Annotated in this window: 10 protein-coding genes; 8 read left to right on the plus strand and 2 right to left on the minus strand. The window is 66.5% G+C overall.

The features are described from left to right. The 3 genes from RTQ83_RS04870 to RTQ83_RS04880 all read left to right on the plus strand — a co-directional run. Positions 1 to 1,267, plus strand: a 1,267-nt coding sequence (locus tag RTQ83_RS04870) for a DHA2 family efflux MFS transporter permease subunit (RefSeq protein ID WP_312511619.1), incomplete at its 5' end; no start/stop codon positions are given. Continuing rightward, entirely contained in the window at positions 1,264 to 2,841 is a 1,578-nt protein-coding gene (locus tag RTQ83_RS04875) for an efflux transporter outer membrane subunit (protein ID WP_312511621.1), read from the plus strand. The genes RTQ83_RS04870 and RTQ83_RS04875, both read left to right, overlap by 4 nt. A gap of 594 nt (positions 2,842 to 3,435) precedes the next feature. After that, complete coding sequence (locus RTQ83_RS04880) at positions 3,436 to 4,164, plus strand: hypothetical protein (RefSeq protein WP_312511622.1); 729 nt, start codon at positions 3,436 to 3,438, stop codon at positions 4,162 to 4,164. A gap of 369 nt (positions 4,165 to 4,533) precedes the next feature. Here RTQ83_RS04880 and RTQ83_RS04885 read toward each other — a convergent pair whose 3' ends face one another. Next, positions 4,534 to 5,532 (minus strand): bile acid:sodium symporter family protein, encoded by a 999-nt coding sequence (locus RTQ83_RS04885; protein ID WP_312511625.1) that lies wholly within the window; start codon positions 5,530 to 5,532, stop codon positions 4,534 to 4,536. A 345-nt stretch (positions 5,533 to 5,877) separates the two neighbouring features. Between RTQ83_RS04885 and RTQ83_RS04890 the strand changes: the two genes are divergently transcribed. From RTQ83_RS04890 to RTQ83_RS04900, 3 genes are all read left to right on the plus strand, one after another. Further along, the gene (locus RTQ83_RS04890) at positions 5,878 to 7,962 is read left to right on the plus strand and encodes a PAS domain-containing methyl-accepting chemotaxis protein (RefSeq protein ID WP_312511627.1); all 2,085 of its coding nucleotides are present in this window, start codon (positions 5,878 to 5,880) and stop codon (positions 7,960 to 7,962) included. 3 nt (positions 7,963 to 7,965) lie between these two features. Continuing rightward, complete coding sequence (locus RTQ83_RS04895) at positions 7,966 to 9,333, plus strand: chemotaxis protein CheW (protein WP_312511629.1); 1,368 nt, start codon at positions 7,966 to 7,968, stop codon at positions 9,331 to 9,333. A gap of 249 nt (positions 9,334 to 9,582) precedes the next feature. Continuing rightward, the gene (locus RTQ83_RS04900) at positions 9,583 to 11,832 is read left to right on the plus strand and encodes a TonB-dependent receptor domain-containing protein (RefSeq protein WP_312511632.1); all 2,250 of its coding nucleotides are present in this window, start codon (positions 9,583 to 9,585) and stop codon (positions 11,830 to 11,832) included. Positions 11,833 to 11,875: 43 nt separating this feature from the next. On the opposite strand, the gene RTQ83_RS04905 is transcribed toward RTQ83_RS04900, so the two are convergent. Continuing rightward, complete coding sequence (locus tag RTQ83_RS04905; RefSeq protein ID WP_312511634.1) at positions 11,876 to 12,301, minus strand: Fur family transcriptional regulator; 426 nt, start codon at positions 12,299 to 12,301, stop codon at positions 11,876 to 11,878. A 151-nt stretch (positions 12,302 to 12,452) separates the two neighbouring features. Here RTQ83_RS04905 and RTQ83_RS04910 point away from each other — a divergent pair, with 151 nt between their 5' ends. Both RTQ83_RS04910 and RTQ83_RS04915 read left to right on the plus strand, forming a co-directional pair. Then, complete coding sequence (locus RTQ83_RS04910; RefSeq protein WP_312511637.1) at positions 12,453 to 12,812, plus strand: DUF2946 family protein; 360 nt, start codon at positions 12,453 to 12,455, stop codon at positions 12,810 to 12,812. An 81-nt stretch (positions 12,813 to 12,893) separates the two neighbouring features. Next, positions 12,894 to 14,876, plus strand: a complete 1,983-nt coding sequence (locus tag RTQ83_RS04915) for a TonB-dependent receptor domain-containing protein (RefSeq protein WP_312511640.1) — start codon at positions 12,894 to 12,896, stop codon at positions 14,874 to 14,876. Positions 14,877 to 14,980: the final 104 nt, after the last annotated feature.

Here is a 14,980-nt window from a genome sequence, read left to right on the forward strand (position 1 = left end):
GGCCATGTTCACGCTCGCCTCGTTTCTCTGTTCGATCGCATGGAGCATGGAGAGCCTGATTGCCTTCCGCATCCTGCAGGGAGCGGCGGCGGCGGGCAACGCGGCGAGCGAAAGTTCGCTGATCGCCGACTCGCTCCCGCCCGAGAAGCGTGGCCTCGGCTTTGCGATCTACGGCATGGCGGTCGTGGTCGGACCGACCTTCGGCCCGATCTACGGCGGCTGGGTGACCGAAAACTACAGCTGGAACTGGATTTTCCTGCTGAACGTCCCGGTCGGCATCGCCGCAGTCAGCGCCTGCATGGCACTACTCCAGGATCCGCCGGCGGTGCGGGAAGAAACGCGCAAGCGCCGCGCCAAGGGTCTTCGGCTCGACTGGTTCGGCTTCCTGCTGGCAGCGGGCGGCCTGGCGCTGGTTTCCTTTGTCCTGGACAAGGGGCAGACGGAGGACTGGTTCGGCTCCTCGCCGATCCTATGGGCGACGGTCGCCGGCTGCATCATGCTGGCGCTGCTGCCGCTGTGGGAGCTCCTGGCGCGCGATCCGGTACTCAATTTCCGCCTGTTCAACAACCGTAATCCCGCCATCGCCACGGTGCTGCTGTTCGTGACCGGTACGATCCTGTTCGGTGCGCCGACGATTTTCCCGCTGCTGCTGCAACAGGAATTCGGCTACACGGCCACGCTGGCCGGGATGGTCAACGGGCTCGGCGGCCTGTCGGTTTTCGTGCTCCTGATGTTCGTCGGACAGCTGACCGGCAAGGTGGCGACGCGCACACTCGTGGGCACCGGCTTCGTGGCGGTGACCATCGGCATGTACCTGACTTCGAAAGTCTACCCCGATATGGTGTTCTGGCAGGTGGCCTTGATCAGCATGGCGCAGTCGATCGGGATCGCGGTCATCTATTCGCCGCTGCAGAGCCACTCCTTCATCGGCGTGCCGGGCATTCTCCGCGAGCAGGTCGGCGCCTTCAGTGCGATGGCGGTGAACCTCGGCGGCTCGGTCGGGACCGCGGTGGGCATCACGCTGCTCGAACGCGGCCGCCAGTCGTTCCGCGAGGATCTGGTGCCGTACGCCTCGCCGTATCGCGACGAATACCGGCAGGCGCTGGAGGGGTACGGCTCGCTCGAAGCGTTCGATCAGGTGGTCAATTCGCAGGCCTCGGTGCTGTCGTTCCAGTCCGTGTTCTTCACGCTGGCGGTGATCGCGCTGTGCTGCCTGCCGCTGCTCTTGTTCCTGAAGGGCAAACCCGGACCGGAGGACCAGGGATGAAACACGATATCTTCGCTAGCTGCGCGGTGCTGGCGGCACTGGCGGCAAGCCTCACAGGCTGCGCGACCGGTCCGCGTTACGCCGGGCCGCCGCCGCAGCCGGTGCTCGACAAAGGCTTCGTCAACGCGCCGTTGTCAAGCGCGGTAGAAGCTGGCCGCCTCGAGACATGGTGGACCCAGCTCGGCGACCCGACGCTCGACAGGCTCGTCGCGGACACGCTCGCCCACAACCCCGATCTCGACATCGCCGCCGCGCGGCTGCGTCAGGCGCGTGCCCAGCGCCGGATCGTCCGCGCCGACGGCCTGCCGAACGTCAGTGCGGCCGGGCTGGCCCAGCGCCAGAGCTTCAGCGAGAATATCGACATGGGCTTCGGCCAGGGCGGTGGCCAGCAGGGGCAAGGGCAGGCGGGCGCCGGCGGGCAGGGCGGCGGACAGACTGGCGGACAGGAAGGCGGCGCCCAGCAGGGCGGCGGCTTCGACGCGAGCCAGATGGGCGCCGGCGGCGCGGCGATCAACTTCTTTCAGATGAATTTCGACGTGGCCTGGGAAGCCGACTTGTTCGGCGCCACGCGCGCCAGGGTGCGCGCCTCGGATGCCGAGGTCGAGGCGGCGGGGTTCGGGGTGGAGGACGTGCGCACCAGCATCGCCGCCGAAGTCGCCCGTGACTATCTGGTCGTGCGCGAGGTGCAGGCGCGGCTCGACCTGACCCGCTCGACGCTCGCCATCGCGCGCCGCACGCAGGCACTGGCGCGCGAGCAGGAACGTGCCGGCCTCGTCACCGAAGCGGACACCGCGCGCACCGACGCACAGGTGCTGGCGGTCGAGACGTCGGTGCCACAGCTGGAGCTGCTCGAGCTGCAGGCGCGCCAGCGGCTGGCAACGCTGGCCGGACGCGAGCCGTCCGCACTCGCGGCCACGCTGGCGCCGCTACGCCCGATTCCGGTCGCGCAAGCGCAGGTCGCTGCCGGCATCCCGGCCGAATTGCTGCTGCGTCGTCCCGACCTGCGGATGGCGGAGCGCCAGCTCGCGGCCGCCACCCATGCGGAAGCCGGCGCGGTGCGCGACCTGTATCCCAAGCTGTCGCTGAGCGGCGCCGCGGGCACCCAGGCCGATACGGTCGGCAGTCTGTTCGACTGGTCGAGCAGGTTCTTCCGGCTCACCGCCAATCTGACGGCGCCGATCTTCGACGGCGGCCGGCGCCGCGGCGAGATCGAGTTGCAGCGCGGGCGGGTCGACGAGGCCGCGGCGCGTTACCGCCGCACCGTGCTGACCGCGTTTCGCGAGGTGGAGGAAGGGCTGGCGGCGTTGGGGCGCAACAGCCTCCGGCGCGACCTGGCCGAGCGCACGGTCGAGCGGCGCCGCAAGGCACGCGCCGTGCTCGACGAACAATATCGTGCCGGACTGGTCGGGCTGCTCGACGTGCTCACGGCCGAACGCGACCTGGCCGATGCCGAAACGCTGGCCGTCAACGCCAGGGCGCAGGTCACTGTCGACTGGATCGCGCTGCAGAAAGCGCTCGGAGGCGGGTGGCGGGTGGTGCCGCTGCCGGCACCGCACACAAAGGGCAATTCATGACATTTCGTATAGCCGAACCTCTCGCTGCATCTTTCATTATGTTCGCCACGATGCTGGCAGGCTGCTCCGACCCGCTTGACGATGAGCCCAAGGGGCAGACCATTCCAACCCATGCCGATCTCGCCACAGGCTATGCGGCCGGCAGCGGGCCGGTGACGAGCAGCGGCGGCGCTAGCCCGGCTCCAGGGGGCGCCGGAAGCGACGCCGGGGTGTCGCCGGACAGTGGCGCGGGCGGTGCGGGAACTAGCAGCGGCATGCCGGCTGGCCTGGTCAGCCAGGCTCAGGGCGCAAGCGCTGGCGGCTCGGCGGGCTCCTTGCCTCCTGCGGGGCTGCAGACCGCGCCGGGCGGACAGGCAAGCGGTGCCGGACAGAGCGGCGCAGGGCACGGTGGTGGTGGCGCGAGCGGCGGTGGCGGCTCAGGTGGGGGATGAAAAATAAGGTGGGGCGCCAGCCCTGTTGTACTATTGATCACCTTTTTTATGCGTAGCATTAAGCGTGCACCTTGCCTCCCATATGACGAGCCTCCCTCTTGAATCGATCCGCGTCCGCGAACTCCGGCCAACGAAAACACGGTCGCCGTGGATCGGCAGGTGCATGTGGCTGGCACTGACGCTGTCGCTGTGCGCAACAAATATCTTCACGCTCCTCGATCACAAGTTTCGGCAACATATGTACGACGCAGTGACGAGCGTGGCGGTCCCGGCCCTCGATGGGATCGGAATGGGCTCAAGTGCAAAAGCTCTTGCCGAGAACAGCCCAGCCGCGCTGGAGGAGCGGGCGGTCAAGCGGGCAATTGCGGTGCAGGCCGCTCGCAACGCAGTGCTGCTTCGTGACGTCCATTCGCTCAAGCAGGAGCGCGACGGCCTTGCCGCGCAACGCACAAATCTCGACAAGCAGCTGCGTGGCAGTCAGGCGGCCCTTGCCAAGCATAGGGATCGCGTTTTTCAGCTCGGCAAGGCGGTGGTCGCCAGGGCAGGAAGAGGCGTCGCCCGGCACCTGGGAGCGCTGCCTGGACACGCGTTACCTGTACTCAGCGCAACCGTCGCGGTAGGCAGCGTGATCCTCGACATCCGTGACGCATGCGACAGCGTACAAGAACTTGACGAGCTTTATCGAAGTGTTGGGTTGCCGCCGGCAGATCGATCACAGGTATGCGGCCGGACGGTGCCTAGCCCGCAGCAACTGCTGGACGGAGCACGGGGCAATTGGGATGCGATATATCGGAGCTCGGCTGCCGCACTCAATACGGGCGCCAAGATGATTCCGCAGACGCCACCGATATCTGTGCGATTCGCGCGGCAGTGGTTGTCTGATATTTTCTAACGAAAGAAGCGGTCGCGCTGCGAGCGGAACGGGCATCATTTTCCTGTAAGAGCAACTTATTTGAGCGGCTGTCGCTGAGGTATGAGATCTGCAAGAAACAGCAGCAAGCACCTCTCCATCGACGTATGCCCAGTATTCCGACAGTCCCACGAAGCCGATGCCGTGCCTGTCGATGAGCTCGCTGTCATTGCCGAATATCCGGACGCGGACACCGATGGCTATTTCAAGGTCGATTTCGAGAGCGTGTGGATGATGATCCACATTTGAGCAAGCCAACTACATCATACAAAATCAGTTTGCAAAAAGGAGGGGGACCATAGATTTTTCGTCGCGCCGCCAGCGCATCAACCTGAGCCGATCGCCCCGCGCTTATACCCGTTTCGGCACCACTGCCTTGGCCGCGCCGCCATCGCACCTCGCATAGCGCTGCGCAATCGCCGCGCATACCATCAGCTGCATCGGGTGATACAGCATCACCGGCAGCACCACCGCGCCGACCAGGTCGGCCGCGAACAGCACCTGGGCCATCGGCACCCCGCTGGCCAGGCTTTTCTGCGCGCCGCAGAACACGATCGTCACCTCGTCCGTGGTGCCCAGGCCGAGCCAGCGCGCGCCCAGCCGGGCCAGCACGATCGCAAGCGCCAGCAACAGCGCGATCAGCGCCACCAGGCCGGCCAGCGCCGGCAAAGGCAAGCGCTGCCACAGTCCCTGGATCACCGAGGCGCTGAACGCGGTATAGACCACCAGCAGGACGGTGCCGCGGTCGATATGGCTCAGCATCGGTTTGTGACGCCCGACCCAGGCACCGATCCAGCGCCGCGCGACCTGGCCGGCAATGAAGGGCAGCAGCAGCTGCGCCACCACCGGGCCGATCGACGACAGCGCGGCGGCCGGCGATCCATGGGTTGCCATCAGCATGCCGGCGATCAGCGGCGTCACGAAGATGCCGATCATCGTCGAGGCCGACGCACTGCACACTGCTGCCGGCACGTTGCCGCGTGCCAGAGAAGTCAATGCGATCGACGACTGGATCGTGGACGGCAGCGCGCACAGGAACAGGATGCCCAGGTACAGCTCGGGCGTCGTGACGAGTCCGGCAATCGGCCCCAGTGCCAGACCCAGCAGCGGATAGAGGACGAAGGTGGTGGCCAGCACGCAGGCGTGCAGTCGCCAGTGCAGGGCACCCTGGCGCACCGCGTCTCCGGACAGCCTGACGCCGTGCAGGAAGAACATCGCGCCTACTGCAACCTTGGTCAGCACGCCGAAGATGTCGCCCCAGACACCGGAGCAGGGAAGCAGGCTGGCCAGTGCGACCGTGGCCAGCAGGCTTAGCGTGAAATTGTCGGGCAAGTATCGGGGACGCTGCATGCGATGGGCCGGAATGCGAAAGGCGCAAAGGATAGCAGGTCTGGATCGGCTGACCCAGCCCAATCTCGGCCGGCTGTCAGAAGGCGTTGGGCCGATCAGCCCGGTTGGCGGCGCACCAATGCGGGAATGTCGCTCAAGGCCGCGCGCCCAGAGTGCCCATATCTTCAGGCCTCTCGTTGCCAAATGACAACGAACCGTGTCTGAACTGAAATCAATTGTTTCTTCCAATCGAATTCGCCGGAACAAATCATATTGAACTGGTACCCTCGTTGCCTCTTGGAAATTTAACCAGGCGGCGCGGGATTTGCACTGCGCCGCCGCTCACCGGACAACAGCACGACAATAATGACGCCCACCACCACCCTCGCTTCCCTCGACAGCCGGCTCGACATGGCCCACGCTGCCCTCGACGCCATCCAGCGCACCCAGGCCGTGGTCGAATTCGACATGAAAGGCAATGTCCTGCACGCGAATCAGAAATTCCTGGATGCGATGGGCTACACGCTGAGCGAGATCGTGGGCCGTCATCACCGCCTGTTCTGCGCGCCGGATTACGTCGCCTCGCAGGCCTACGAGGTGTTCTGGGAAACCCTGCGCAGCGGCCACCCGGGCCAGGGTGAATACATGCGCCTGGGGCGTGATGGCAAGCCGGTCTGGCTGCAGGCTGCCTACAACCCGGTGTTCGATGGCGAGGGCCGGCCAATGAAGGTGATCAAGTTCGCCACCGACATCACCCAGTCGCGACTGCAGCAGGCCGAGAACGCCGCCAAGATCGATGCCATCGACCGGGTCCAGGCCGTGATCGAATTCGGCCTCGACGGCCGCATCCTCGACGCCAACGACCGGTTCCTGGAAACGCTCGGCTATTCGCTGGACGAACTGCGCGGCCAGCACCACCGCCTGTTCTGCGACCCGGCCTATGCGGCCTCGCCCGAGTACGCACTGTTCTGGGCGCACCTTGGCAATGGCGAAGTGCACGCCGGCCAGTTCAAGCGCCGCCACAAGTCCGGGCGCGACGTCTGGATCAGCGCTTCGTACAACCCGGTGTTCGGCGCCGACGGCAAGCCGTGCAAGGTCATCAAATACGCCACCGACATCACCGCCCAGACGCTGCGCAACGCCGACTATGAAGGCAAGAGCCAGGCGATCGACCGGGTCCAGGCCGTGATCGAGTTCGACCTGCAGGGCAGGGTGCTCAGCGCGAATGCCAACTTCCTCGATGCCATGGGCTACAGCCTGGACGAGATCCGGGGCCAGCATCACCGCCTATTCTGCGACCCGGTACTGGCCGGTTCGCCCGAGTACCTGGCGTTCTGGGACCGCCTCGGGCGCGGCGAATTCAACGCCGGTGAATACCGCCGCGTCACCCGCGCCGGCAATGAAGTCTGGCTGCTGGCCTCGTACAATCCGATCTTCGACGCCGACGGCAAGCCAGTCAAGATCGTCAAGTTCGCCACCGACATCACGCTGCAAAAGCGGCGCGATACCGAGATCAAGGGCAAGCTGGAATCGATCGGGCGCTCCCAGGCCGTGATCGAATTCGACATGCGCGGCAATGTCCTGAGCACCAACGACAACTTCCTGCGCACCATGGGCTATACGGCCGACGAAGTGGAAGGGGCGCATCACAGCATGTTCTGCGATCCGGCGCTGGTGAAAAGCGCGGCTTACCGCCACTTCTGGGCCAACCTGGCGCAGGGCCAGTTCCAGTCGGGACGCTTCCAGCGGCGCGGCAAGCACGACGCCGACATCTGGATCGTGGCCACCTACAACCCGATCCTCGACGTCAACGGCAAGCCGTACAAGGTAGTCAAGTTCGCGATGGACGTGACCGAACAGGTGCACCGCGAAGAGCTGATCAGCGCCAAGGTGAGCGCCATCTCCGGTGTGCTGAGCGAGCTGTCGCAGTCGATCGCGCAGATCGCCGACGGTTCGCAGCACTCGAGCGGCCTGGCTACGCGCACCCAGCGCGATGCGGTGGAGGGAAGCAAGCTGCTCGAACGTTCGCGCCAGTCGATCCAGGCGATCGAACAGGCATCCGGCGACGTGCGCGACATCATCGACACCATCAGCGACATCGCCGGCCAGACCCATCTGCTGGCGTTCAACGCCGCGATCGAGGCGGCGCGTGCGGGCGAGCATGGCAAAGGCTTCTCGGTGGTCGCCAACGAGGTGCGCAAGCTGGCCGAGAAATCGGCGCTGGCGGCGCGCGAGATCGCCAAGCTGATCAACGAGACCGTGGTCCGGGTCGGCGAGGGCGCGCGCCTGTCGGGCGAAGTCGAGGATGCGTTCGGACGCATCGTCGAGTCGGCCGAACGCACCAGCGAATCGATCGGCAGCATCCATGCCTCGACCAGCGCCCAGGCCAGTGCCACGCGCAATGCGTCGACCTTGCTGAGCGAGCTGGAACAGATCGCCACGGAGCGCTGATTCATGTCCGGCGACAAGCTCCTGCAGCTGGCGCAGGCCTGTATCGGTGCAGTCTGGGTTGGCGTACCCGCGGACAGCGTGGTGCAGGCGATCCCGTTTCCCTCGGCGCCGGCGCTGCTGCCGCGCCGCCAGGGCGCGCTGGCCGGCGTGGTCGAACACGCGGGCCGGCTGGTGCCGGTGATCGATCTGGCGCGCTGGGTCTATGTCGGTACCCCGCCTCAAGAAGCGGGCAGGCCGGCGACGGCGCACGTGCTGATCCTGCATGCCGCCGGGCGCACGATCGGGCTGAAAGTCGATCGTGTCGGCGCGCTGGCCGAGGTTGCGGCAGACGACGTCACGTGCCTGCACCACGACGACCATGAAGAAGAAGTCTTTCAGTGCGCGGTGCGCCTGAGCGGCAACGACAGCGATAGCGACAGCGACCGCATCCTGAGCCTGCTCGACGTCGACCGCCTGGCGCACCTTTCTGCCGCATGGCACCAGGATGTAGCTCCCGCTGCGCCGAGTGCCATGCCGGAAAAACCGCCGTCGGCCCTGCGTTCGTACGCGGTACTGCAGGCCGGCGCGGCGCGGGTGGCGCTGGCCGCCGATGTCCTGAGCGAAGTGCTGCCGCTGCCGCCGCTGGACGTGCTGGGAGCCGGTTCCGCTTACTGCATCTGGCGCGGGCGTCATCTGCCGGTGCTGACGCACGCCGCACTCGGTCTCGAGCCGGCGGTGGATGGCACCGCTCCGAAGCTGCTGGCGGTGGTCGAGCGCGCCGGGCTAGCGCTCGGGCTGCCGGTGCATGCGGCGCTGAGCCTGCAGTCGTTCGATACGACCGGGCTGGCGCAGCCGGACGGGCTGCTGTCGGCGCTGTTCGACCCGGACGGCACGCCGCTGCGCCTGCTCGACGAGGCGTGCCTGTTCGCGCGCTTTCCCGAAGCGGAGCTCAGCCGCGATGGCGGCGCGGAGCAGCGCAACCGCAGCGACGCCGCACGCGCCAGCCGGCAGGTGGCCAACAGCGCCGCCTACATCGTGTTCGAAGGCGACGGCATGTATGCGGCGCCGATCGAGACGGTGGAGCGCATCGTCAGCCTGCGCGAGGTCGCAACCGACGGCGACGGCGCCATGGCATGGGAAGGCCGACCGATCCGGCTGCGCGACCTGCGCGCCGGGGCTGGAGATGCCGCGGGTGGCGACGTGATGGTGGTGCGCAGCGGGGACGCCCACGTCGGCTACGTCGTCTCGCGCGTGCACCTGCTGGTACCGCCCGGTAGCGGCCGGATCTACCGCATGGGCGGCGCCGGCGCGGGCTGGGAGTTCATCGCCACCGGCGACAATGCGGCCCAGGCCAGCTACCGCATCGTCGATCTGGGCGCGCTGGCAGCCTGAGGCAGGATGAAACCACGTTGACTCACAGGCTTCGTGCCTGGTTAGTCGAAGCCGTCGATCATGATCCGCATGATCGGCGGTTTTTTTATTGTTCATCGGCCGGGACCGTCACGGACCAGTCAGGCGCCATCACTTGTTCAATAACAAGCGCATAACAAATCTCTTGTCATCAATACAGTCTTTAGTGATAATGGCTTCTCATTACCATAAAGCGATCTGCGCTCGCCGATCGATAACGAGAGAACGACCATGAACAAAAGACCCGGACTGAGCGAAGCCGCCGTTGTCCTTGCAATGATGCCGACCATCTTGTGCGCCCAGACCCTGGACCCCGATCCGCAGCGGGGAGCGAACGAGATCGACAACACCGTCACCGTCACCGCCAGCAAGGGCGACGAGACGCAACCCGCCATCACCCCCACGCAGACCCTGATCGGCGCCGAATTGGTACACCGCCGCCAGGGCGGACTGGGAGAGACGTTGGCCGGACTGCCGGGCGTTCACCTGGATAACTTCGGCGGCGGCGCCTCGCGCCCGGTCATCCGCGGCCAGACCCTGCCGCGCATCGAGGTCCTGAGCGACGGCGCGGCCCTGTTCGACGTCTCCTCGGTGTCGCCGGACCATGCGATCGCCACCGATCCGCTGCTGCTCGACGCGATCGAGATCATCCGCGGGCCGGCCGCGATCCGTTATGGCGGCAACGCCGTCAACGGCGCAGTCAACCTGATCGACAGCAAGGTGCCGACGCGGCTGCCGGAAGGCGGCGTGAGCGGGGCCACCGAACTGCGCTACGGCAGCGGCGACAACGAAAAGACCGCCGTCGGCCGCGTCACCGCCGGCGCCGGCCAGTTCGCGATCCACGCCGAGGGCGTGCGACGGCACGCCGGCAACTACGAGGTGCCGCACGCCTATGGCGCTGACGCGCTCGCCGATTCCTTCGCCGAGAACACCAGCTACGCGGTCGGCGCTTCCTGGATCACGCCGAAGGGCTACATCGGCGCCGCCTTCACGCGCATGAAAAGCGACTACGGACTGCCGGGCCACAGCCACCTGAACGGCGTCTGCCACACGCACGACCTCGACCTGCACTGCGCCGCGCACGGCGGCTATGACGATCCGTTCGGCTCGCCCGACAGCCATACCGCCTACATCAAGCTGCGCAGCGACCGGGTCGACGTGCGCGCCGACTACCGCGACCTGCTGCCGGGCTTTTCGCATGCGCGCCTGCGCCTGTCGCACACCGACTATGCGCACGACGAGGTCGATGGCGCCATGCTGTTCACGCGCTATACCAACAAGGTGTCCGACGGACGCATCGAGCTGACCCACCGCCCGCTGCTGGGCTTTACCGGCACGCTGGGCGCGCAGTACACCGACGGCACCTTTAGCGGCATCAACGTCGAAGACCTGCACGTGCCGTTTCCGGACAACGCATATGGACTGGTGCCGCCCTACTACCACCTGACCAAGAATATCGGCGTGTTCCTGAGCGAACGCCGCTCCTTCGGTGCGCTGGACGTCGAGTTCGCGCTGCGCAAGGACTGGCGCGAGATACGGGTGCCGGCGCCGGCATTCCGCGCCACCATGACGCCGGAATACGAAGCCTTGTTCACCGAGTGGTACGGCAGCGGATGGCGGCAGTTCCTCGAGTCCGAGCAGGTCGACAGCTTTCTGGCGAAGAACCCCGGCACCAAACACAATCCGTTCTCGGCGTCGCTGGGCGGCATCTGGAACCTGGGGCAGGGTTACTCGATCGGGCTGTCGCTGAGCCACACCGAGCGCGCGCCGAATGTGCGCGAGCTGTACGCCCGCGGTAACAACCTGGCGACCAACAGCTACGAGCTCGGGATCGCCGTGGACAATGCGGTGTTCAAGGAGGGCAAGCGCGAAGCCGGTGACGTGCTCGAATCCACCGATGCGATCGACCTCACCCTGCGCAAGACCGGCGGCCCGTTTGAATACGAGGTCGGCGTGTTTTACCAGGACATCGGCGACTATATTTTCGCGCAGCTGATCGAAACGGAACGGGAAACCGGCGTCGCCCACAACTTCCTGGCCTATACGGCAGCCGATGTGCGCTTCGCCGGCATCGACGGCCAGGCCAGCTACCGCCTGACGCCGGCCTCGCGCATCACGGTGTTCGGCGACCATGTGCATGCACGCATGAAGCACGGCGACGAGCATCTGCCGCGGGTTCCGCGCGGGCGCCTGGGAGCGCGCTACGAACAAAGCTGGGGACCGCTGTCGGCCGACCTCGAACTGGCGCGCACCTTCGGCCAGAGCCGCATCGCCTCCTACGAAACCGAAACCGCGGGATACAACATGCTCAACGCAACCGTGGCCTACCGCTTCGCCATGGGCGCGCGCCAGTCGCTGGAGTTGTATGCGCGCGGCACCAACCTGACGAACGAACTCGCGTTTTCGCACACTTCGTTCGTGAAGAACCAGTCGCCGCTGCGTGGCCGCAGCATCGCGTTCGGCGCGCGCTACGGGTTCTGATGGGTTCTGACGGCAGCGCCGGGCGCCGCCGGCGAATGCGGTCTTACTTGCCCGCGCAATGCGGGCAGGTGCCCTTGATCAGGAGATCGACTTCTTCGCTGGTGAACCCGTCCGGCATCTTGGGCCGGCGCGGCAGCGGCATATCGTTGAAGCAGGTGACCGAATCGCAGCGGGTGCACTGGAAGTGGGCGTGATCGTGGTCGTGCTGTCCGGGACTGGCGCTGAAGCGCCAGACACCGTCGGCGCCGGCGATGCGGTGCACGATGCTGTTCGCGGTCAGCCATTCGAGCACGCGGTACAGCGTGACGGTATCGATCGCCTCGCCTGGAAGCTGCTCGTGGATTTCGTGGTGGGTCAGGGGGCCGGCTTGTCCGAGCAGGAATTCCAGCACGCGGGTACGCGGGCGGGTCAGGCGGGCGCCGGTGTCGCGGATGAGAGTTTCAGCCTGCTGCTGCGCTGTCAGTTGCATGGGTAAGATCCTTGTCGGCCAGATTCTAGCATGAGGCCCGGGGCGGCGTCGGAGCGTGGCAACCGTCGGCACATGCCTGCAAAAAGAAGCGCCGCTGTTGCAAAACACTTGCATCGCGTAGAATAGGCGCTTCACGTCGTCCACCATGCGCATGTCCCGTTCCATCGTTCACTTCCTGCTGTCGCTGATGCTGCTGGTTTCGCAGCAGCTCGCGCTCGCGCACGGGCTGTCGCACGTCGACCAGCTGCGCAGGCAGGCTGCCACCGTGGATGGCGGAGCGCATGGACAGCAGCGGCAAGACCTGCAGGGCGACCCGGACACGCCGGCATTGCACGAGTTCTGCGCCGAATGCGCGGCCGACGCCCAGCTGGACGTCGCGCTGCCGCTGCCGGATCACGCCTTCCTGGCGCCGCACAGCGTGGCGGCGATGGTCGCCGCGCGCTGCGGCGAAGGCGTGCGTCCGCAGCCGGTCCGCCCGTTCCAGCCGCGCGCTCCCCCTCGAGCAAACTGATTCAGCCATTGTTTCCCTTGCACTGCCCGGCATCGTCCGCGGCAGCGCGGCTCGCTTTCATTTTTGCTCGAGGTGTTACCCATGAATATCCCACGTACGCTGCTCGCCAGCGCCATCCTGCTCGCCTGGAACCTGCCGGCGCAGGCTCAATCCAACGACGCCGACGTGCAGCAGGTGGTCGTGACCGCCTCGCCGTTCCGCAACGGCGAGAACGACCAGATCCTCACTCCGGCCAAGGTGCTGGCCGGCGACGAATTGCGCGACAAGGTCGGCAACTCGATCGGCGCCACGCTGTCGCAGGAACTGGGCGTGTCTGCCTCGGCCTTCGGCGCCGGCGCTTCGCGTCCCGTCATCCGCGGCCTGGAAGGCTCGCGCGTCAAGATGCTGGAAAACGGCATGGCGGTGTCCGACGTCTCCGGCCTGTCGAACGACCACGCGGTGTCGTCCGAAGGCGCGGTGGCGCGCCAGATCGAAATCCTGCGTGGCCCGGCCGCCCTGCTGTATGGCTCCGGCGCGATCGGCGGCCTGGTCAACATCGTCAACGAGCGCATCCCGACCACGCTCGAAGCGCAGCCCACCGGCCAGCTCGAGACGCGCTACAGCACGGTCGACAACGGCAAGAGTGTGTCCGGCACCGCTGACGGCGCCAGCGGCAACATCGCGTTGCACGTGGACGGCAACTGGCGCGATACGGACGATTACCGGATCCCCGACCGGCGCGTGCTGGGCGATGCCGACTCGGGCATGCGCCGACTGCCGCATTCGGACACGCGCGAAAAGAACGTCGGCGCCGGCGCTTCGTGGGTCGACAGCTGGGGCTATGCCGGCCTGTCGGCCTCGCACCTGGACAACCTGTACGGCATCCCGAGCGAAGAGGGTTCGCGCATCGACCAGAAGCAGGACCGCTACGACTTCGACAGCCTGCTGCGCCAGCCGCTCGCCGGCATCGAGTCGCTGCGCTTCAAGGCCGGCTACACCGACTACCAGCACGCCGAACTGGGCGAGGACGGCCCGGAAGTCGTGTTCGATAACCGTTCGCTGGAAACCCGGCTCGAACTGACCCACAAGCCGCTCGCCGGCATGCGCGGCACCTTCGGCGCCCAGACCGAGAACACCCATTTCTCGGCGCTGAGCGCGGAAGGCGGACCGGACACGGTGCCGGTGACGCATTCGAAGACGGCGGCGCTGTTCCTGGTCGAAGAGGGCGATGCCGGCCCCTTGCGCCTGAGCGGCGGGCTGCGCATCGAGAACGTCAAGCGCCAGCCCGTCGGCAACCGCGAACGCACCTTCGACCTCGGCTCGGGATCGTTCGGCGCGGCCTGGCCGTTCATGCCGGGCTACAGCGTCGGCGCAACGGTCTCGTACGCGCAGCGCGCGCCCGCCATCGAAGAGCTGTATTCGGGCGGGCCGCACGACGCCACCGCCACCTTCGACATCGGCAATCCGGACTTCGCCAAGGAGACCTCGCGCAACGTCGAATTGACGCTGCAGAAGAACGCCGGCCTGCTGCGCTGGAAGGCCAACCTGTTCCGCAATAACATCGACAACTACATCTTCGGGCATATTGGCACCGACCTGGTGGACGAGGAAGGCAATCCGGGCGACGAACTGCGGCCGCGCACCTTCGAGCAGCTCGACGCCCATATCCGCGGCGCCGAGGCTGAGCTGACCTGGAACGCGCTCGGTGCCGGCTGGTCCGGACGCCTGTTCGGCGACACCTCGCGCGGCAAGCTCGATGGCGGTGGCAACCTGCCGCTGCAGCCGGCCGACCGCGTCGGCGCCAGCGTCGGCTACCGCGAAGGTGCTTGGCGCGGCGGCCTGTCGCTGGTGCATGCGCGCGGTCAGGACCGCCTCGCCGCCAACGAGAACGACCCCACGCCGGCCTACAACCAGCTCGACGCGAGCCTGGCCTACACCCAGCGCGTGGATGGCCATGACCTGACCTGGTTCGCGCTGGCCAAGAACCTGCTGAACGACGATATCCGTCTGTCGACTTCGGTACTGAAGGATGTGGCGCCGCTCCCTGGACGGAATCTGGTGCTGGGCGTCAGGACCCGTTTCTGACGTTGCCGTCGGCGTTCGGAGACGTCGATGCCGTTTGCCCGGCCGGCAGCGCAGCCTTCGCCGGCCGGGCGCGGCGGCAATTAAGCTTTTCCTTTTAATGATAG

It is taken from the genome of Massilia sp. (genome assembly GCF_031995545.1).
In the GTDB taxonomy this organism is placed as follows: Bacteria; Pseudomonadota; Gammaproteobacteria; order Burkholderiales; family Burkholderiaceae_D; genus Telluria.

Excerpts from the sequence above, each read along its gene's own strand:
- RTQ83_RS04875 (WP_312511621.1), top strand. The coding sequence starts at position 1,264 with ATGAAACACGATATCTTCGCTAGCTGCGCGGTGCTGGCGGCACTGGCG.
- RTQ83_RS04880 (WP_312511622.1), top strand. The coding sequence starts at position 3,436 with ATGTGGCTGGCACTGACGCTGTCGCTGTGCGCAACAAATATCTTCACG.
- RTQ83_RS04885 (WP_312511625.1), bottom strand. The coding sequence starts at position 5,532 with ATGCAGCGTCCCCGATACTTGCCCGACAATTTCACGCTAAGCCTGCTG.
- RTQ83_RS04890 (WP_312511627.1), top strand. The coding sequence starts at position 5,878 with ATGACGCCCACCACCACCCTCGCTTCCCTCGACAGCCGGCTCGACATG.
- RTQ83_RS04895 (WP_312511629.1), top strand. The coding sequence starts at position 7,966 with ATGTCCGGCGACAAGCTCCTGCAGCTGGCGCAGGCCTGTATCGGTGCA.
- RTQ83_RS04900 (WP_312511632.1), top strand. The coding sequence starts at position 9,583 with ATGAACAAAAGACCCGGACTGAGCGAAGCCGCCGTTGTCCTTGCAATG.
- RTQ83_RS04905 (WP_312511634.1), bottom strand. The coding sequence starts at position 12,301 with ATGCAACTGACAGCGCAGCAGCAGGCTGAAACTCTCATCCGCGACACC.
- RTQ83_RS04910 (WP_312511637.1), top strand. The coding sequence starts at position 12,453 with ATGTCCCGTTCCATCGTTCACTTCCTGCTGTCGCTGATGCTGCTGGTT.
- RTQ83_RS04915 (WP_312511640.1), top strand. The coding sequence starts at position 12,894 with ATGAATATCCCACGTACGCTGCTCGCCAGCGCCATCCTGCTCGCCTGG.